Below are 19,596 nucleotides of genomic sequence, written 5' to 3'. Positions count from 1 at the left end.
GCACGCCCTGGACAGACATGACCACAACGACACCGCTTCTCGAAGTCGTCGATATTCACAAGCGCTTCACCGGCGTCTATGCGCTGCGCGGCGTGAGCCTCGCGTTCGAGCGCGGGCAGATCTATCACTTGCTCGGCGAGAACGGCTGCGGCAAGAGCACGCTCATCAAGATCATCTCGGGCGCGCAGCCGCCTGACGAAGGCGAACTCGTGATCGAGGGCGTGCGCCATAAGAAGCTGTCGCCGCTCGAATCGCTTTCGGCGGGCATCGAAACCGTTTATCAGGATTTGTCGCTGCTGCCGAACATGAGCGTCGCGGAGAATGTCGCGCTGACGTCCGAGCTTGCCGAACATGCGGGCAAGCTCGCGCGCACGTTCGATCGCCGCGCGCTTGCGCAAACGGCCGCGCGCGCGCTCGAAGCCGTGGGCCTGCCCGGCGACGCGGAGTTCCAGAAGACGCTCATCGAACAACTGCCGCTTGCGACGCGTCAGCTTGTAGCGATTGCGCGCGCGATCGCCAGCGAGGCGAAGTTCGTCATCATGGACGAGCCGACGACCTCGCTCACGCAGAAGGAAGTCGATAACCTCATCGCCGTGCTCGCGCGTCTGCGCGCGGACGGCGTGGCCGTGCTGTTCGTGAGTCACAAGCTCGACGAGTGCTATGCGATCGGCGGCGAAGTGATCGTGCTGCGCGACGGCCAGAAGATGGCGCAAGGTCCGATCGAAAACTACACGAAGGCGCAGATCAGCGAGCTCATGACGGGCAAGCATCTTTCGACGGAGCGCTATCGGGCGGAGGGCGAAGCAGGTGCATCGCAAGTCGTGCTCGACGTGCAGGGCGTCGGCCGTAAAGGCCAGTTCGCCGATGTGTCGTTCAAGCTGCACAAGGGCGAAATTCTCGGCGTGACCGGTCTGCTCGATTCGGGACGCAACGAACTCGCGCGCGCGCTTGCCGGCGTCGCGCCCGCCGATGCGGGCACCGTCACGCTCGACGGCATGCGCGTGCGGCTGCAATCGCCCGCGGATGCGAAAGCGCAACGCATCGGCTATGTGCCGGAAGACCGCCTGAACGAAGGCCTCTTTCTCGACAAGCCAATTCGCGACAACGTCGTCACCGCGATGATCGCGAGCCTGCGCGACCGCTTCGGCCAGATCGACCGCAAGCGCGCGCAAGAGCTTGCCGAGCGCACCGTGAAGGACCTGCAGATCGCGACACCCGATGTCGACAAGCCCGTGCAATCGCTTTCGGGCGGCAATCAGCAACGCGTGCTGATCGGCCGCTGGCTCGCGATCGATCCGCGCGTGCTGATTCTGCACGGGCCCACGGTCGGCGTCGACGTGGGATCGAAGGACATCATTTACCGCATCATGCAGCGGCTGTCGAAAGAGGGCATCGGCATCATCCTGATCAGCGACGACCTGCCTGAACTGCTGCAGAACTGCGACCGTATTCTGATGATGAAGAAAGGCCGCGTCGCGAACGAATACCGCGCGGACCGGTTGACCGAAGCCGATCTTTATCACGCGCTACTTTCAGAGGCAGCATGAGCATGAGCGAATCCATCCGCCGCACGGGACGCGAACCGATGCCGCAACCCGTGGCCGAAGTCGCGCCGCGTGTGCGCAAGGGCAATCTGTACGCGCAACTGATGCGCAATCCCGAGTGGTTCACTGTCGGGCTGATCGTGGTGACATGTCTGGTCGTGGGCGGCATCAACCCGCGCTTCTTCCAGTTCGCCACGCTGTTCGACATGCTGCATTCGGCGACCACGGTCTCGCTCTTTGCGCTCGGCACGCTCGTCGTGCTGGCGTCGGGCGGCATCGACGTATCGTTCACGGCGATCGCCGCGCTGACGATGTACTCGATCACCAAGGCGGTGTTCGCGTGGTGGCCCGAGTGCCCGTTCGTGCTGATTCTGCTCGCGGGCGCGATCGGCGGCGTGATTCTGGGTGTGATCAACGGGATGCTCGTGCATCGACTGAAGGCGCCTTCGCTGATCGTGACCATCGGCACGCAGTATCTGTATCGCGGCTTGCTGCTGACGTTCGTCGGCACGCAGTTCTTCATGAACATTCCGCACAGCATGGATACGTTCGGGCGTTTGCCGCTGTTCTTCTATCACACGTCCGATGGCTTGCGTGCGGTGCTGCCGGTCTCCGTGCTCGCGCTCGTGCTCGCGGCGGTCGTGACGTGGTGGCTGCTCAACCGCACGATGATGGGCCGTGGCGTCTACGCGATGGGCGGCTCGCTCGCGATCGCCGAACGTCTCGGCTACAACCTGCGCGCGATTCATCTGTTTGTGTTCGGCTATACGGGTCTGCTTGCGGGCGTCGCTGGCATTTTGCATGTGTCGACGAACCGGCTCGCGAATCCGTTCGATCTCGTCGGCACGGAACTCGATGTGATCGCGGCGGTGATTCTCGGCGGCGCGCGCATCACGGGCGGCACAGGAACGGTGATCGGCACTTTGCTCGGCGTCGTGCTGGTGACGCTCATCAATAGCGTGCTGATTCTGATCGGCGTGCCGAGCACTTGGCAGAAGGTGATCATCGGCGCGTTCATTCTCGTCGCGGGGACGTTGTTTGCGTTGGGGCGCAGGCAGTAACGCGCTTTCAAAAAGCGGAACAAAAAAGGCTCGTTCAAATCCTGAACGAGCCTTTTCGTTTTTAACCGGAACGATTCAGCTGCGTTTTCGCACTGCCTGACCTTGCTCGGTGATGATCGAATCGTACTCCGAAAGCTGCGAGAACCGCACTGCCTTGACCTTGCCGAACTTGCTCGCATCGACGACGAGATGCCGTTCCACCGCGCTCGCCATCGCGGCCTGCTTGATGGCGACCTCGTGAAAATTCCAGCACGTCACGCCGCGTGCTTCATCCACGCCGCCCGCCGACATGAACGCCTTGTTGATTCCCATGCGCCGCAACGTCTCGACGCTCTCGTCGCTCGCGAACGATTCCGATGACGGGACGTAGACGCCGCCCAGAAGGATCATCCGCACGTTAGGCTTGCGCCGCAAAATCTCCGCGACATTGAGCGAATAGCACACGACCGTCAGATGCATTTCCGTGGGAATCTGCCGCGCGAGCGTGGTGAGCGTCGTGCCGCAGTCGATGAAAATGGTCTCGCTGTCCACGAGCAGACGCGCGGCATGCGTCGAGGCAACCGCCTTCGCCTGCGCGAAATGATCTTTTTCTTCTTCGATGGTGTAGCCCGCGTTGGGCACATCCGCGGCGCTGACGATATAGCCGCCGAGATACGTGAACTGGCCGGGATGCGCGGCGATATCGCGGCGCACCGTCATTTCCGATACGCCGAGCAATGCGGCCGCATCGCGCAGGCGCATCACGTTCTGTTTTTCGAGCGCGCCGGAAAGGGCGCGCAGGCGGTCGGTTTTGGCCATCGGGACGGCGCGACGAAGCGTGCTCCGGAGGGCGGCGATTCGCGCGAGGGATGTTAGGTTTTCGTCGTTGAATGAGAGAATTATAACAATGCAAGCCGCGTTTCCAGCCGCCTGCCACGCGTTGCGCGGGTAAATCCCGAGGGCTTACGCCTTACGCGTATAGCGGAGCCAGACGACGTCGTGTTCCAGTTTTTCGACCGAATCGAGCTTCAGATACGCAGGCTTGCGCCACTCGTTCATCGCGATTTCGAACGATGACGTATGCGCTTCGCGTCCATCGACAAGCGGAATCAGCAGCACGCTGACTTCATCCGCGAGTTGCGCATTCACGAAGGCGCCCGACACATGCCCGCCGCCTTCGACGATCAGCGTTCCGATTTTCAGTTCGCGCCCGAGCGTATCGACGACGCGCTCGAGGTCGATATCGTCCTTGCCGCCGAACACATAGGATGCATCGATCGACTGGAGATACGCGAGGTAGTCTTCTTCCACGCTCTCGGCCAGCACTTCGACGATATGCGATTCGAGCGCCGTATTGCTCTTCCACGCGACGCGTCCCTTCGGATCGATGGAAATCGCGTACTGGCTCGCATCGCGTTTGGCGAAGTGGTTTTCACGCGGAATCCGCCCTTTCGCGAGCCCGCGCGGATAGTCGCGGTCCTTGCCGTGCGAGATTTCCTGCATCGTGACGCGGCCGCAGACCCAGGCATCGGCCTCGAAACGCGCGGCGGTGTCTTCGTAGATGGGCGACGCGAAAGCAAGATTCCAGTTATCGGTCAGGCTGCGGCCATCGATCGACGACATCATGTGACAGACGATATGCATGTTTTTCTCCAGGCAAGAGGGCGGCGATGCATCGACGGTGCAAACGCCGTGCCGCTGTGAAGCGCGATGCACGGCGCGCGCGATGTGCGAAAATCATCGGCATGAAAAAGCTCGCACTCATCGTTCCGGTTTTCCTGATCGCGCTCAGCCCGCTCGCGCACGCCAGCGTCGAATCGGGCGCGCACCAGTTCAAGGAAGACGTGAAATCCGCCGGCCGTCAGACCGGGCATGCCGCACGCGATGCCGCCCACGCCATCGGCGACGGCGCCAAATCGGCGGGGCATGCCATCGCGGACACGTCCAAGCGCGGCTATCACGCCACGAAAAAATGGGTGACGGGCGAGGAATAAACCCGTCACGCCGTTCAGGAATTTCTTCTACCGATGCGTTCAAACGCGCATCGCGCCTTCCTCGCGCGCTCGCGCAACCTTCCTCGCCTTTTAGGCATCGCTTGACAAGTTCGGCGGGCGTTATTGATAATTATTATCATTTACGCTGAGCGACTGATTTTCCGGCGCGCCATGTCTCGTGGCCGCATGCCCGGCCGAACATTCTCCTATTCGAACACCTTGGAAACACATGACGCAGCGATTCGCACTCGTTCAATGAGCGCGATCGTCAGGCACGGCCCACTCGTCTCGCGCATCGTGGCCGCGATATTCGGCGGCTACGCGCTCGCCGCACTCGTGAGCGTCGCGGCACTCGCATTGCCGATGAGCAAGCCGCAAGCCGTGCTGACCGGCATGCTCGCGAGCTTCGTGATTTACGCGTGCGCGGTGATCTGGGTGTTCGCGGTTCGCAGCGCGCAGCGCGCATGGGCAGGGCTCGTGATCGTCGCCATGCCGCTGTTGCTGGCCGCATGGAGCGTGGCGCCGGGAGGGCTTCCGTCGTGAAGCACGCACGCGAGCGCAAGCCGAAGGGACGCGGCATTCGCCAGAGCATGTCGGACCTGCATACGTGGGCGGGACTGCTGGCCGGATGGATTCTTTACGCGATGTTCCTGACCGGCACCGTCAGTTACTTCAAGGACGAAACCTCGCAATGGATGCGGCCGGAGCAGCCGCATCAGCGCGAGATGGCCGACCCGGCGCTCGTCGCGCAACGCGTCACGGCGACGCTCGGCAAGATTGCCGCGGGCAGTTCGCAATGGAGTTTCGAATTGCCGGGCGAGCGCACGAGCGTCATCGATTCATTCTGGCGCACGCCGGGCGCGGCGGCGGGCAAGCGCACCTTCGAACAGGCGAGCTTCGATCCCGTGACGGGCCAGCGCACGAGCGCGCGCAAAACGCTCGGTGGCGAATTTTTTTATCGCTTCCATTTCCAGTTTTATTACATGCCGGTGCTATGGGGACGATGGCTCGCGGGACTCTGCGCGATGTTCATGCTTGTCGCGATCGTGAGCGGCGTCATCACGCACAAGAAGATCTTCGTCGACTTCTTCACCTTCCGATGGGGCAAAGGTCAACGCTCATGGCTCGACGCGCATAACGCGCTATCGGTGTTCGGCCTGCCGTTTCACGCGATGATCACGTACACCGGTCTCGTCACCCTGATGGCGATGTACATGCCATGGGGCGCGCAGACCGCGTTCAGGACGCCCGCCGAGCGACAGGCGATGACATCGCAGTTGAGCGCGTTCATTCAGCCTGGCAAACCGGGTGGACAGAACGCGCCGCTGGCCCCCATCGATGCGATGGTGCGCGACGCCGAGGCACGCTGGGGCCGCGACAGGATCGGCCGCGTGACGATCACGAATCCCGGCGATATCACGGCGCGCGTGGCCGTTTCGCGCGGCGAGGCAGCGCGCGTGTCGATGAGTCCGCAATACATGCTTTTCGATGGCGTCACGGGCAAGCTCATCGAAGTGAAGGATCGGGTCGGCGGCGCGGCCGAGACGCGCGGCGTGCTCTACGCGCTGCATCTCGGGCGCTTCAGTGAACTGCAATTGCGCTGGCTGTATTTCATCGTCAGTCTCGCGGGCACGGCGATGGTCGGCACGGGGCTCGTCATGTGGACGGTGAAGCACCGCCAGAAACTGCCCGATCCCGCGCGGCCGCATGTCGGCTTCAGGCTCGTCGAGCGCCTGAATATCGCGAGCATCGCGGGATTATCGGTCGCGATGACGGGCTTTCTGTGGGGCAATCGCTTGCTGTCGCCCGGCATCGCCGCGCGCGATGAAGCGGAGATCAACCTGTTCTTCGCGGTGTGGGGCGCGACGCTGCTGTATGCCTTCGTGCGTCCGGTCCGGCGCGCATGGATCGAACTGTTGTGGCTCGCCACGGCCTTGCTCGCGTTGCTGCCCGTGCTGAATGCTATGACCACCGACAGACCGTTGTGGCGCAGTATCGCGCAAGGCGACTGGGTTTTCGCGGGCTTCGATCTGATGATGTGGGCGTTCGCCGCGCTGCATGCGGCGCTCGCACTGCGCGTGACGCGCCAGCGTGCGCGTGTGAAGCCGGTGGGCAAGCAGGCCGTTGCGCGAGCCGTGACGCCTCGGCGTGAAGAGGAAAGCGTATGACGCTCGTTTTCTGCGTGATCGCTTTCGCCTTTTTGGCCTTATCGATGGATCGCCACCAGACGACCTTGTTCGGCTGTGAGTTGCGCGCCGGACGATCGCGCGGCTTTCGTATCGCGGGCTGGTGCGGTCTCGCGCTCGCGCTGCGCTTTGTCGTCGGTAATGAAGGGTGGGCGCTCGGTCTCGTGAGCTATAGCGGCTGCACGAGTCTTGCGGCGGGGCTCGTATATGGCGGACTCATCACGTACGAGCGATTCGCGGATTGACGTTCACGCAAGCGGTCCTTCAGGAATCTTGCGCTGCCACGCAACGGCGATCGCACTGCCGACGATCAACGCGATGCCCGCAAGCGAAAGCGGCGCGATCGTCTCACCCCACGCGATATACGCAAACAATGCGGCCCACACGATGCTCGTGTAGTTGAAGGGCGCGAGCGTGCCGGCGTCGGCGCGCCGGAAGGCCACTGTCATCAGGATCTGTCCGACGGTCGCCAATGCGCCGAGCAATGCCATCAGCGCGAGTGCATCGAGGGTCGGCGTCTTCCAGCTGAACGCGAGCGTGCACGCCGTGACGAGCGTTCCCACGGCGGTGAAGAACAACACCGTGGTGCGCGAATCGTCCGTGGCGCGAATGCGCTTGATCTGAATGATCGATAGCGCGCCGCACATCGCACTCGACAACAACAGCAACGGTCCGAGCCAGCTCGATTCGCCGCCGCCCGGCCGAACGACCAGCAGCACGCCCGCGAAACCAATCATGGCCGCCACGGCCGAACGCGCACTGAGCCGCTCCTGCAGGATGAACGGCGCGAGCACGACGACGATCAGCGTTTCCGAATACGCGATCGCCACCGCCTCGCCCAGCGGAATATAGGGCAAACCTGCGAAGAAAAATCCGGACGCGCCGAGCAGCGTCAGCGCGCGCCATGTCTGTCCCTTGATATCGAGGCGCTTCACGCGCTCGATCAGCGAACGCTCGCCGACACAGCACGCCGCGATGGCCGGCGCAAGACCGAACAACATGCGGAAGAACGTGAGTTCGTTGGCCGGATAGTGCAGTGCGATGGCCTTCGCGAGCGTATCGACGATCGCGAAGCACAGCATCGAAGCAAGGATGAAGCCAATGCTGGCGAGCGGCAGATGGGACGGGCGCGTGGCGGCGGTGGAAGGCATGACGCTCGACATCGTGACGGAGGCTGGAATCATCGCATAGCCGCGTGTGCCTGCCCGTCCGTCTACGGGAAAGCCATTATTTTTGTTCGGGTTGACTCTCCGAAAAGTCCTGCTAGTATTCGCTCATCAAGTTCATCAGCATACTGATCGATTTCGAAGGGGCGACAGATGGCACTCAGGTTCGCGGCGAAACTCGCCGATCTCGTGGAAGACGAGCCGCTCGGCGTGACGATCGGCGAGGAGCGGATCGCGCTCTATCTGCTCGATGGCGAAGTGCATGCCACGCATAACGTTTGCACGCATCAGTTCGCGCTTTTGAGCGATGGCTATATGGAAGACGGCTGCATCGAATGTCCGCTGCATCAGGGGCGCTTCGACATCCGCACGGGCGCGGCGCAGTGCGCGCCGGTCACGCAGGCGCTGCGCGTCTACGGCGTGCAGGTGGAAGGCGGCGACATTTACGTCGATCTGTGAGGCGCGGAGCAATCATGGCGACGCAGACGGTATTGATCATCGGCGCGGGACAGGCGGGCGCGCGAGCGGCCGAAGCGCTGCGCACATACGGATTCGAAGGGCGCATCGTGCTGGCGGGCAACGAGCGTCACGCGCCGTATGAAAGGCCGCCGCTCTCGAAGGACGTGCTGCTCGCGCAAGACGATGACGATTGCTTCAAGGGCTGGGTGCACACAGCCGAACTCTATGACACCGCCCGCATCGAGTGGCTCGACGATCGCGTGCTGCGCCTCGATACGCAACGGCATGTCGCGACGCTCGCACGCGGCGGCGAGTTGCGCTACGACCATTGCCTGCTGACCACGGGCGGTCGCGCGCGCCGCCTGGCCGACGTTCCGGAAGGACCGCACACGTTCTATCTGCGCACGCTCGACGACGCGATGCGTCTGCGTTCGCGTCTTGCGACCGCGCACTCGGCGGCAGTGATCGGCGGCGGCTTTCTCGGTCTGGAATTCGCGGCGAGTGCGCGCACGCGCGGCCTCGATGTCAGCGTGTTCGAATCCGCAGCGAGCCTGTTGAGCCGCGCCTTGCCGCCGATCTTTTCCGAACGTCTGCGCGCGAAGCACGAGACGCACGGCGTGCGTTTCGTATTCGACGCGAAGCAATTGCAAGTGCGAGAGCACGCAACGGGCGTGCAAGTGAATGGCGAGCACTTCGATCTGTGCGTGGTCGCGATCGGCCAGGAACCGAACGACGAACTCGCGAAGACCGCGGGCATCGCGACGAACAACGGCATCAGCGTCGATAGACATTGCCGCACGTCCGCGCCCGATGTCTATGCGGCTGGCGATTGCGCGAACTTCCCATATGGCGCGAACGATCGCGCGACGCGCCTCGAATCGTGGCAGAACGCGCAGGAACAGGCGATCGTCGCGGCGCGCAACATCGCGGGCGACGCGCTCACTTATGCGCCGACTCCGTGGTTCTGGACCGATCAATACGACTGGAACATCCAGATGCTCGGCATGCCCGGCGGCGCCGTCGATCGATGGATCGAACGCGCGGGCGCGGACGGCAAGACGCTGCTGATGGCACTGCGCGACGGTGTCATCGTCCATGCGCTCGCGATCAATCAGGGCGGCGAGCTGCGCGCGATCAGACGGCTCGTCGAAGACGCGGTGCCCGTCGACGCCGGCATGCTCGCCGACCCCACGATCAAGCTGCGTCAGCTCGAACGGCTGATTCGCTCAACACACTCGGGAGATCAAGGTGTACTCGTCTGAAACGATCATCGGCGTGCATACGCCTCAAAGCAAGAATCCGCCGATCGAAGGGCTCGTGTGGCCCGAAGAAGGGCTGCAATGCATTCCCGACTGGGTCTATACGAGCGAAGCCGTCTATGCGCGCGAAGTCGAGCGGATCTTTCATGGCCGCACCTGGAATTTCGTCGCGCTGGAAGCGGAAGTGCCGAACGCCGGGGATTACAAGCGCTCGTATGTAGGACCGACGCCGGTCGTCGTATCGCGCGCCGAAGACGGCTCGATCAACGTGTTCGAGAACCGCTGCGCGCATCGCGGCGCGGAGTTCTGCCGGCACAGCCGCGGCAACAACAAGGAGTTCGTGTGCCCGTATCACCAATGGTCGTATGACCTGAAGGGCAATCTTCAGGGCGTGCCGTTCCGGCGCGGCGTGAACAAGCTGGGCGGCATGCCGAAGGACTTCCGCACCGACGCGCACGGCCTGAAGAAACTCGCGGTCGCGACGCGCAACGGTGTGGTGTTCGCATCCTTCACGCATGACATGGAGCCGCTCGAAGACTATCTCACGCCCGAGATCCTCACGGACTTCGACGCCGTGTTCAACGGCAAGCCCCTGCGCGTGCTCGGCTTCTACAAGAACGAGCTGCCGTGCAACTGGAAGATGTATCACGAGAATCTGAAGGACCCGTATCACGCGACGCTGCTGCATTCGTTTCTGGTCGTGTTCGGTCTGCTCGTCGCGGGCAATCGCTCGGCGATGGTCGCCGACAGCAAGTACGGCATTCACGGCACGATGGCCTCGGCGAAAAGCGATTCGCTCTACGCGACCATCGACGAAGACAAGAAGAAGGAGATGCGCTCCTTCCACGACGGCATGACCTTGCGCGATGAACGCTTTCTCGAGTTCATCAAGGAGTTCGATTCCGAGTGGTCCGTCACGATGCAGACGATCTGGCCGAACCTCATCGTGCAGCGCGAGATGAACACGCTCGGCGTGCGCCATATCGTTCCGAACGGACCGAACAGCATGATCATGCTCTGGACCATGTTCGGCTATGAAGACGATACCGACGAGATGCTGCGCCACCGTCTGCGCCAGGGCAATCTGATGGGACCATCGGGCTTTCTCGGCCTCGAAGACAACGAAGCGATGAAGTTCGTCCAGGAAGGCGTGCGCCGCTCGGTGAGCGATCGCAGCATCATCAAGCTGGACGGCGACAAGATCGGCACGGCTGACAACCTGATCTCCGAGGCTGCCATTCGCGCCATGTACAAACACTATCGTGAAGTCATGGAGTTCTAGATGTTGCCAGGATTCGAGAAGCAGAATATCGCGCACGACAAGGCGCTGATCGCGCGCGCCGCCGTGGAGGATTTTCATGCGGAGTATTGCGCGGCGCTGGATAGCGGCGACATCGAGCGCTGGCCGGAGTTCTTCACCGAGAACTGTCTTTACCGCGTGACCGAGTACGAGAACGCAGCAAACGGTTTTCCCGTCGGGCTGGTGTATGCGGAAGGGCGCGACATGTTGCGTGACCGCGCAGTGGCGATCTCGCGCACGCAGATGTTCGCGCCGCGCCAGATGCTGCATTTCGTTTCGAACGTACGCATTCTGAACGCAACGGATGAAGAGATCATCGCGCAGAGCAACTACATGTTGCTGCAGACGCTCGTCGAAGGCGCGACGACTTTGCATCAGGCGGGCAGGCTTTTTGATCGCTTCGCGCGCAATGGTAACGTTCTTCTGCTGAAGGAAAGACAGGCGGTGTATGACACGGCGATGATCGCGAACGATCTCGCTTATCCCGTCTGAACATCGTTGGGAGAGAGCGCATGAGTCACACCGAACACATGGAAGCGCCGGCCGAAAGCGGGGGCGTCGGCGCGCGCGTCAGACGCCGCGAAGACGAGCGGCATCTGCACGGCAAGGGCAAGTTCGTCGCCGACTATACGTTTCCGGATTTGCAGGAAGTCGCGTTCCTGCGCAGCCCCGTCGCCCATGCGCGTATCGTGCGTATCGGCAAGCCGGAACAGTATGCAGAGCAGGTGATCCTGCGCGACGACATGCAGGGCGCGACCGATATCGTCGCGGATTCGAGCCTGCCCAGCTACAAGCCTTCGTCGCATCCGCCGCTCGCGTCGGGCAAGGTGCGTTTCGTCGGCGAGCCGGTCGCGATGTGCTTCGCGAAGACGCGTGCGCAGGCCGAGGATATCGCCGAGGAAATCGAGCTCGATCTCGACGAACTGCCGGCCTTCGCAAACGCATTCACCGCACGCGAACGCACCGATGTGCGCGTGCACGATCACTGGACCGACAATCTCTTTCTCGACCTCAAGGCCGATGTCGACTTCGACGCACGTTCGAAGGACGCGCCTGTCGTCGTGAAACAGAAGGTCGATCTCGCACGCCAGTGCATGGTGCCGATGGAAGGCAAGGCCGTGCTCGCCTACTGGGATCATACGCATTCGCAACTCGTCGTCATCACGTCGACGCAGGTGCCGCACATGATCCGCACGGTGCTGTCGCAGTGTCTCGGCATCGAGCACGGACAGGTGCGCGTCATCTCGCCCGATGTCGGCGGCGCGTTCGGCTACAAATGCGTGCTTCAGCAGGAAGAGCTGTGCATTGCGTGGCTCGCGCTCAAGTACCGCAAGCCGTTTCGCTTCATCGAGGATCGCCGCGAACATCTGATCGCCGGTGCGAACTCGCGTCAGCATCATTACGAACTCACCGCGTATGCCGATAAAACGGGCCGGCTGCTCGCGCTCGACGCACAGCTTCTGATCGACGGCGGCGCGTATTCGGCGTGGCCCTTCACGATCGGTCTGGAAACGGGACAGGCGCTCGGCAATCTGCCGGGGCCTTACGATTTCTCGGGCTATCGATGCCGCACGCAATGCGCCGCGACCAACAAGCCGGGCTTCCTGCCGTATCGCGGTGTCGCGCGCACGGGCGTGTGCTTCGCGATCGAACTGACGATGGACGCGATCGCGCGCGCCGTCGGCCGGGAAGCGTGGGAAGTGCGTCACGACAATCTCGTGCGCGGCGCGGACATGCCCTATACCAATGTCGTGAAGAAGCACTACGACAGCGGCGATTTCCAGGAAAGCCTGCGCCGCGCAGTGGCGCAACTCGATGTGCCGAAGTGGCGCGCGCGGCAGAAGGCGGGCGAAAAAGATGGACGTCTCGTCGGTATCGGCTTCGCGACCTTCACCGAGCAATCCGCGCACGGCACGGCGGTGTTCGCGTCGTGGGGATTGCCGGTCGTGCCGGGCTACGATCTCGCGACCGTGCGTATCACCGCGGACGGTGGCCTCGAAGTGCGGGCGGGCATTCACTCGCACGGGCAAGGCATGGAAACCACGCTCGCGCAGATCGCGAACGAAGTGCTCGGCGTGCCGCTGCAAAAGATCAAGGTCGTGCATGGCGATACGGCGCTCACGCCATATTCGACGGGCACGTATGCATCGCGCAGCATCGTGATGGCGGGCGGCGCGGTCGCTACGACGTGTCGCGAACTCGTGCCGCGTCTGCTGTTCATCGGCGCGCATTTGCTCGGTGAAGAACAGGACGCCGTGCGTTTCGAGAACGGTGAGGTGATCGGCGCAAGCGGGCGTGTGACGATTCAGGAGATCGCATCGGCGTGGTATCTGCGTCCCGAGCGTTTGCCCGCCGGCGTGAATCTCGCCGGACTGGAAGCGACGCAAGGCTTCAAGCCGAAAGTCGATAGCGGCGCATTCAGTTACGCGACGCACGCGGCGGCAGTGGCCGTCGATACGAAGACCGGTGATGTCGAAATTCTCGATTACGTGATCGTCGAGGATTGCGGCCGCATGATCAATCCGATGGTCGTCGAGGGGCAAACGATCGGCGGCACGGCGCAAGGCATCGGCACCGCGTTCTACGAAGAAACGCTCTACGACGACAACGCGCAGCCGCTTACATCGACACTCGCCGACTACATGTTGCCGGGACCGACCGAGCTGCCGTCGCTCACGATCATCCACATGGAAACGCCTTCGCCATATACGGAGTTCGGCGCGAAAGGCGTGGGCGAGGGCGGAGCGATCGCGCCACCCGCCGCGCTCTTCAACGCGGTGAACGATGCGCTCACGCCGCTCGGTGCGAGCGTGTCGGAAACGCCCTTGACGCCGCGTCGTCTGCTTGCGGCGATCGAAGCGGCGAAGTCCAGCAAGGCGACCAGCCAGGAAGAACTGAGGCAGGAGGTGGCGGGATGAAAGCCGCTGCATTCGAGTATGTGAAAGCCGCGTCCTTGGCCGACGCGCTCAGGGAACTGAAGGACGCAAAGCCGATATCGGGCAGCCAGTCGATGGGCCCGATGCTGAACCTGCGTCTTGCACGGCCGGGCCGCGTCGTCGATGTATCGCGCATCGCCGATCTGCGCACGGTGTCCGAAGCGGGCGACTTCGTGCGCGTCGGCGCAGCAGTGACGCATGCTGAAATAGAAGACGGCAAGCACGCGCTCCTGCGTCATCCGTTCATGCAGCATGTGGCGAGCGGCATCGCGTATCGCGCGATCCGCAATCGCGGCACGATCGGCGGCAGTCTCGCCCATGCCGATCCCGCCGCCGACTGGCCGCTTGCGCTGTCCGCGCTGGATGCGCGTCTGGAACTGTCGAAGGCCGGCGCGACACGGCAAGTGCGCGCGGGCGACTTCATGCTGGGCGCATTCACGACGCTGCTGGAAGACGGCGAGATCATCACCACGGTGCTGTTGCCGAAGCTCGGCCCGACGCTGCGCTGGGGTTACTACAAACTCTGCCGCAAGACCGGCGAATTTCCGCACGCGAGCGCGGCTGCCGCTTTCGATGCGCGCACCGGACTCGCACGCGTGGTGCTCGGCGCGCTCGACGGCCCGCCGACCGCGCTCGACGAACTTGCGCGACAGATAGCGCAGCGCGGGCCGGCAGCCGCCACAGAGGATGCGCTCGCGCAGGCCGTCGCAGGCGCGATGCCCAACGCGGACGGCATCGACCGGCAGATTCATACGGCGGCGCTCGAGCGTTGTCTTGCGCAGGCGTTCGGCGTGTCGAGCGCGAATACAGTTTAAAGAGACTGCAATGTCCGTCATCGAACTCAACATCAACGACCGTTCCGTGCGCAGCGATGTCGAATCGCGCCTGCATCTCGGCGACTTTCTTCGCGACACGCACAACCTGACCGGCACGCACCTCGGCTGCGAGCACGGCGTATGCGGCGCGTGTACCGTGCTCGTCGACGGCGAGCCGGTGCGCTCGTGCATCACCTTCGCGGTCGCGTGCGATCAGCAGAAGGTTCGCACCATCGAAGGCTTCGACGACGACGAACTCATGAAGCGTCTGCGCCATGCCTTCTCGATATATCACGGCCTGCAATGCGGCTACTGCACGCCCGGCATGCTGATCACGGCGCGCGATATCGCGCGGCGCATTCCCGATGCCGACGAAGCGCGCATCCGGCTCGAACTGTCCGGCAATCTGTGCCGATGTACGGGCTATATGGGCATCGTCGCGGCGATCAAATCGGTGCTCGCCGATCTGAAAGCGAATCCGATCGCAGAAGCGCCTGTGCCGCGCGCAGTTGTCAGCGATGCAACGACCTCGGCGCCCGCGTTTCAAACCTTCGCGGCCGCGCCGGCCAGCGCGCCGCAAGCACCTGTGGCTGCAAGCGTTGCATCGACCGATCAGCCCGCGACGCTTCGCAAGGGCTGGACCGCGATCGACGACAGCTTCGTCGTGCCCTTCGCACTCGACAAGGTGTGGGCCTTCATGGGCGATCTGCCTTCGGTCACTTCATGCTTGCCCGGCGCGGAACTGGTCGAACACGACGGCGAAAGCGTGAAGGGCAGAATTGCGATCAAGTTCGGTCCGATGTCCGCGAACTTCGCGGGCGCGGCGCGCCTCGAACGCGACGACGCCGCGCATCGCGCCGTCATGCGCGGCGCGGGGCAGGACAACATCAGCCGGTCGCGCGCCAACGGCGACGTCACCTATGCATTGACGAGCGAAGCGGGCGGCAACGAGACGCGTGTGGCCGTCACGCTCGAATACATGCTGCAAGGGCCGCTCGCGCAGTTTTCACGTTCGGGGCTCGTGAAGGATTTCGTGCGCCGCATGATCGCGGATTTCGGGGCGCGCATCACGGCGCAGCTTGGCGGAAGCGCGGCGCCCGAGGCGGGTGCGGCGGCATCGTCAGCGAAATTCAATGCGGGCAGCCTCGTATGGAGCGTCGTCTGGGGGCGCATCAAACAGCTATTCGGCAAGGGCGGTTGAGCCAGGATGGCGCGCTAACGGGCGCGTCGTTCGGCTATATCGTCAGTCTACTGATCAACTGGAGTTCAAATGACAAAGCGGATTCGCAAGATCGCCCTGGAAGAGCATTTCAGCACGCCGGGTTTTCAGGGTTATTCGAAGAGTTTCACGCAGCATATCGCGCCCGAAGTGTTGCGCGATCTCGCCGCGCGTCTCACTGATTTCGATGAACAGCGCATCGTGGAAATGGATCGCGCGGGCATCGACTATACGATTCTTTCGCAGACGGGTCCGAGCGTGCAGGGCGAACCCGATGCCGCGCTCGCGATCAGCCGCGCGAAAGAGAGCAACGACTTTCTCGCGCAGCAGATTGCGCGTCATCCCGCGCGCTTCGGCGGCTTTGCGACCCTGCCGATGCATGGCGCAAAAGCGGCATCGGATGAACTGACGCGCACCGTTCGCGAACTCGGCTTCAAGGGTGCGCTCGTCAACGGTCATACGCTCGGCGTCTACTACGACGATCGCGCCTACGACCCCTTCTGGGCGACGATGCAGGAACTCGACGTCCCGCTGTATCTGCATCCGACCGATGCATTCGTGAATCCGCGCGTGCTCGACGGTCATCTCGAACTCGCGGGCGCGACCTGGGGCTGGGGCGTGGAAACCGGCAGTCATGCATTGCGCCTGCTGTTCAGCGGCGTGTTCGACCGCTTCCCGAATCTGAAGATCATTCTCGGTCACATGGGTGAAGGCCTGCCGTATCTGCGCTGGCGCTTCGACAGCCGCTTCGCGGTGTATTCGCATGGCGTGAGCCTCGAACGCGCGCCTTCTGAATACATCGGCACGAACATCCTGATCACGACGTCGGGCGTGTGTTCCGCGCCCGCGCTCATGGGCGCGATCGGCGAAATGGGCGCGCAGGCGGTGATGTTCTCCGTCGACTATCCGTATGAGTCCACCGAGATCGCGGCGGAATTCATCGAACGCGCGCCGCTCGATGACGCCACGCGCGCGCTCGTCTGTCACGGCAACGCCGAACGAATCTTCCGCCTTTGAACATACATGGAGCAACACATGACGAAGACCTATCGCATCGGCCAGATCGTGCCGAGTTCGAACACGACGATGGAGACCGAGATTCCCGCGATGCTGCTCGCGCGTCAGACGATCCGCCCCGAGCGCTTCACGTTTCATTCGAGCCGCATGCGTATGAAAAAGGTCGTGAAGGAAGAACTCGCCGCAATGGACGCGGAGTCGGACCGCTGCGCCGTCGAGCTTTCCGATGCGCGCGTCGATGTGCTCGGCTATGCGTGTCTTGTCGCGATCATGGCGATGGGGCATGGCTACCATCGCGTGTCGCAAAAGCGCCTGCATGAGCGCACGGTTGAGAACGGCGGCGAGGCGCCTGTCATCACGAGTGCGGGCGCGCTCGTCGATGCCCTGAAGGTGATCGGCGCGAAGCGTGTCGTGGTGGTCACGCCTTACATGTTGCCGCTGACGGAACTCGTCGTCGACTATATCCGCAACGAAGACTACGACGTGATCGATTATCGCGCGCTCGAAATTCCCGACAATCTCGATGTCGGCCGTCATGATCCGAGCCGGCTGCCGGAGATCGTCATGTCGATGCGCTATCAGGAAGCCGATGCCATCGTGCTGTCCGCCTGCGTGCAGATGCCGTCGCTGCCGGTCATCGCGAAGGTCGAGGCGATGACGGGCAAGCCGGTCGTCACCGCCGCCGTTGCGACGACTTACGCGATGCTCAAGCAACTCGGGCTCGAAGCGGTCGTGCCCGGCGCGGGCGCACTGCTGTCCGGCGCTTATTGAGCGAGGCGCGCATGTCGACCTATCGATACGGCGGCAACGTTCACGCGAACGGCATCCGCCAGCATTATCTGCGCTATGGCGACGAGCGACCGGGACGCGATCCGGTGATCATCGTCCCGGGCATCACGAGCCCTGCGATCACTTGGGGATTCGTCGCGGAGCATCTCGGCAAGGTGTTCGATGTCTATGTCCTCGACGTACGCGGGCGTGGATTGTCGTCGGCATCCGATGCGCTCGATTACAGTCTCGATGCGCAAGCCGCCGATCTGATCGCGTTCGCAACTGCATTGGGATTCGAGCGTTACAGCGTCGTCGGCCACTCGATGGGCGCGCGCATCGGCATTCGCGCGGCGTGTTCGAAGCCAGCCGGCTTGACGCGTCTCGCGATGATCGATCCGCCCGTTTCGGGTCCGGGGCGCCGTCCTTATCCGTCGCAGTTGCCGTGGTATGTCGATTCGATTCGCCAGTCGCGCGAGGGCATGAGCGCCGAGGCGATGCGCGCCTTCTGTCCGACATGGACCGAAGCGCAACTCGCCTTGCGCGCCGAATGGCTGCATACCTGCGACGAACGCGCGATACGCGCGAGCTTCGAAGGCTTCCACACCGACGACATCCACGCCGATCTTCCGTATCTCGCGATGCCCGCGTTGCTCGTCACTGCAGGCAGAGGCGATGTCGTGCGCGATACCGACGTCGACGAAATCCGTACGCTCGTGCCGCATCTCGTTCATACGCCTGTGCAGAACGCAGGCCACATGATTCCCTGGGACGACGAAGCCGGCTTTCATGCGGCGCTCGGCGATTTTCTCGGCGCATCCGTGCCGCCGCTCGATGAAGGAGGCAAGCATGCCCGTCAGTGACTATCAGATGGTCGATGCGTGGACTCAGGTGCTCAAGCTCTCGCGCCTCGAAGCCGGGCAGACCGTGACCATTCTCACGAGCGCATCGACGCATCCGCAAACGCTTTCGACCGCGCTGATCGCGACGCAATCGATGGGCGCGATCGTCAATCGTCTCGATCTGCCGCCCGTCAACGGCGAGAAGGCGTTGAGCCGCGATTCGCTCGCCTATCTCGGCACGACGCCCTTGACCGGCAATCGCGCCGCCATCGCCGCGTTGAAGGAAAGCGATCTCGTACTCGATCTGATGACCTTGCTGTTCTCGCCCGAGCAACTCGATATTCTCAAGACCGGCACGAAGATTCTGCTCGCGGTGGAACCGCCCGAAGTGCTCACGCGCCTCGTGCCGACACCCGCCGATCGTGAACGCGTGCTCGCCGCGCAGGCGCGCATCGCGCGCGCGAAGGAGATGCATATCGTGTCTGCCGCGGGCACGGATTTCCATTGTCCGCTGGGCGAATTCGAACCGATTGCCGAATACGGTTTCGTCGATGAACCCGGTCGCTGGGATCATTGGCCGAGCGGCTTCGCGCTGACGTTTCCGAACGATGGCCGGGCGCATGGCCGCATCGTGATCGATCGCGGCGATATCCTGCTGCCGCAGAAGAGCTACGCGCAGGAGCGCATCGAGCTGACCGTCGAAGGCGGCTATGCGACGCGTATCGAAGGCGGCGTCGATGCGCAACTGCTCAGCGAATACATGGCCACCTTCAACGATCCCGAAGCGTATGCGATCTCGCATATCGGCTGGGGATTGCAGCCGCGCGCGCACTGGTCGACGCTCGGACTGTATGACCGCGAGGCGACCATCGGCATGGATGCGCGCGCGTTCGAAGGCAACTTCCTGTTTTCGCTCGGCCCGAACAACGAAGCAGGCGGCAGCCGCACGACGACTTGCCATATCGACATTCCGCTGCGTCATTGCGATGTCTTTCTCGACGGCGAACCCGTCGTGCGCGATGGCGTGGTTCTCGATCGCTAACGATTAAAA

Annotated in this window: 20 protein-coding genes; 17 read left to right on the top strand and 3 right to left on the bottom strand. The window is 63.0% G+C overall.

Annotation, left to right across the window (positions count from 1 at the left end; translation table 11 throughout):
- Window positions 1–17 precede the first annotated feature (17 nt).
- Both NK8_RS29340 and NK8_RS29335 read left to right on the top strand, forming a co-directional pair.
- Window positions 18–1,547 (top strand): sugar ABC transporter ATP-binding protein, encoded by a 1,530-nt coding sequence (locus tag NK8_RS29340; RefSeq protein ID WP_213231608.1) that lies wholly within the window; start codon window positions 18–20, stop codon window positions 1,545–1,547.
- Complete coding sequence (locus tag NK8_RS29335) at window positions 1,544–2,605, top strand: ABC transporter permease (protein ID WP_162070857.1); 1,062 nt, start codon at window positions 1,544–1,546, stop codon at window positions 2,603–2,605. The genes NK8_RS29340 and NK8_RS29335 overlap by 4 nt, the downstream gene beginning before the upstream one ends.
- 75 nt (window positions 2,606–2,680) lie before the next feature.
- On the opposite strand, the gene NK8_RS29330 is transcribed toward NK8_RS29335, so the two are convergent.
- Both NK8_RS29330 and NK8_RS29325 read right to left on the bottom strand, forming a co-directional pair.
- Complete coding sequence (locus NK8_RS29330) at window positions 2,681–3,403, bottom strand: DeoR/GlpR family DNA-binding transcription regulator (protein ID WP_213231606.1); 723 nt, start codon at window positions 3,401–3,403, stop codon at window positions 2,681–2,683.
- A gap of 144 nt (window positions 3,404–3,547) precedes the next feature.
- A complete protein-coding gene (locus NK8_RS29325; protein ID WP_213231604.1) occupies window positions 3,548–4,228 on the bottom strand; it encodes a dihydrofolate reductase family protein in 681 nt (226 codons plus the stop codon).
- Between the two features lie 101 nt (window positions 4,229–4,329).
- Between NK8_RS29325 and NK8_RS29320 the strand changes: the two genes are divergently transcribed.
- The 4 genes from NK8_RS29320 (at window position 4,330) to NK8_RS29305 (ending at window position 7,009) form a co-directional block, all read left to right on the top strand.
- A complete protein-coding gene (locus tag NK8_RS29320; protein ID WP_213231602.1) occupies window positions 4,330–4,578 on the top strand; it encodes a hypothetical protein in 249 nt (82 codons plus the stop codon).
- A 255-nt stretch (window positions 4,579–4,833) separates the two neighbouring features.
- On the top strand, window positions 4,834–5,121 hold the full coding sequence (locus tag NK8_RS29315) for a DUF3649 domain-containing protein (RefSeq protein ID WP_213231600.1): 288 nt from the start codon (window positions 4,834–4,836) through the stop codon (window positions 5,119–5,121).
- Window positions 5,088–6,746 carry a PepSY domain-containing protein gene (locus NK8_RS29310; protein WP_225936417.1) on the top strand — a complete coding sequence of 553 codons (1,659 nt, stop codon included), beginning with the start codon at window positions 5,088–5,090 and terminating at the stop codon, window positions 6,744–6,746. The genes NK8_RS29315 and NK8_RS29310 overlap by 34 nt, the downstream gene beginning before the upstream one ends.
- Entirely contained in the window at window positions 6,743–7,009 is a 267-nt protein-coding gene (locus NK8_RS29305; RefSeq protein WP_213231596.1) for a DUF3325 domain-containing protein, read from the top strand. The genes NK8_RS29310 and NK8_RS29305 overlap by 4 nt, the downstream gene beginning before the upstream one ends.
- A 3-nt stretch (window positions 7,010–7,012) precedes the next feature.
- On the opposite strand, the gene NK8_RS29300 is transcribed toward NK8_RS29305, so the two are convergent.
- Window positions 7,013–7,915, bottom strand: a complete 903-nt coding sequence (locus NK8_RS29300; RefSeq protein ID WP_213233245.1) for a DMT family transporter — start codon at window positions 7,913–7,915, stop codon at window positions 7,013–7,015.
- A gap of 168 nt (window positions 7,916–8,083) precedes the next feature.
- Between NK8_RS29300 and NK8_RS29295 the strand changes: the two genes are divergently transcribed.
- From NK8_RS29295 to NK8_RS29245, 11 genes are all read left to right on the top strand, one after another.
- Window positions 8,084–8,389 (top strand): non-heme iron oxygenase ferredoxin subunit, encoded by a 306-nt coding sequence (locus NK8_RS29295; protein WP_061178070.1) that lies wholly within the window; start codon window positions 8,084–8,086, stop codon window positions 8,387–8,389.
- Between the two features lie 14 nt (window positions 8,390–8,403).
- Complete coding sequence (locus tag NK8_RS29290) at window positions 8,404–9,651, top strand: NAD(P)/FAD-dependent oxidoreductase (RefSeq protein WP_213231594.1); 1,248 nt, start codon at window positions 8,404–8,406, stop codon at window positions 9,649–9,651.
- Window positions 9,638–10,930, top strand: coding sequence for an aromatic ring-hydroxylating dioxygenase subunit alpha (locus NK8_RS29285; protein WP_213231592.1), 1,293 nt, complete (start codon window positions 9,638–9,640; stop codon window positions 10,928–10,930). The genes NK8_RS29290 and NK8_RS29285 overlap by 14 nt, the downstream gene beginning before the upstream one ends.
- Window positions 10,931–11,440 carry an aromatic-ring-hydroxylating dioxygenase subunit beta gene (locus NK8_RS29280; protein ID WP_061178067.1) on the top strand — a complete coding sequence of 170 codons (510 nt, stop codon included), beginning with the start codon at window positions 10,931–10,933 and terminating at the stop codon, window positions 11,438–11,440. It abuts the gene before it with no gap.
- A 20-nt stretch (window positions 11,441–11,460) separates the two neighbouring features.
- Complete coding sequence (locus tag NK8_RS29275; protein ID WP_213231591.1) at window positions 11,461–13,866, top strand: xanthine dehydrogenase family protein molybdopterin-binding subunit; 2,406 nt, start codon at window positions 11,461–11,463, stop codon at window positions 13,864–13,866.
- Window positions 13,863–14,699 carry a xanthine dehydrogenase family protein subunit M gene (locus tag NK8_RS29270; protein ID WP_213231590.1) on the top strand — a complete coding sequence of 279 codons (837 nt, stop codon included), beginning with the start codon at window positions 13,863–13,865 and terminating at the stop codon, window positions 14,697–14,699. Before NK8_RS29275 ends, NK8_RS29270 begins: the two co-directional genes overlap by 4 nt.
- Window positions 14,700–14,709: 10 nt before the next feature.
- Window positions 14,710–15,900, top strand: coding sequence for a 2Fe-2S iron-sulfur cluster-binding protein (locus NK8_RS29265; protein ID WP_213231589.1), 1,191 nt, complete (start codon window positions 14,710–14,712; stop codon window positions 15,898–15,900).
- A 69-nt stretch (window positions 15,901–15,969) separates the two neighbouring features.
- Window positions 15,970–16,935 carry an amidohydrolase family protein gene (locus NK8_RS29260; RefSeq protein WP_213231588.1) on the top strand — a complete coding sequence of 322 codons (966 nt, stop codon included), beginning with the start codon at window positions 15,970–15,972 and terminating at the stop codon, window positions 16,933–16,935.
- An 18-nt stretch (window positions 16,936–16,953) separates the two neighbouring features.
- Window positions 16,954–17,706: an Asp/Glu racemase gene (locus NK8_RS29255; protein ID WP_213231587.1), complete on the top strand. Its 753-nt coding sequence runs from the start codon at window positions 16,954–16,956 to the stop codon at window positions 17,704–17,706.
- Between the two features lie 11 nt (window positions 17,707–17,717).
- The gene (locus NK8_RS29250) at window positions 17,718–18,566 is read left to right on the top strand and encodes an alpha/beta fold hydrolase (protein ID WP_213231585.1); all 849 of its coding nucleotides are present in this window, start codon (window positions 17,718–17,720) and stop codon (window positions 18,564–18,566) included.
- A complete protein-coding gene (locus NK8_RS29245; RefSeq protein ID WP_213231583.1) occupies window positions 18,553–19,587 on the top strand; it encodes a 2,5-dihydroxypyridine 5,6-dioxygenase in 1,035 nt (344 codons plus the stop codon). Before NK8_RS29250 ends, NK8_RS29245 begins: the two co-directional genes overlap by 14 nt.
- Window positions 19,588–19,596 lie beyond the last annotated feature (9 nt).

Source organism: Caballeronia sp. NK8 (genome assembly GCF_018408855.1).
GTDB lineage: Bacteria > Pseudomonadota > Gammaproteobacteria > Burkholderiales > Burkholderiaceae > Caballeronia.
Note: the sequence above shows the minus strand (reverse complement) of the source record. Positions and strands in the feature narration are given on the sequence as shown.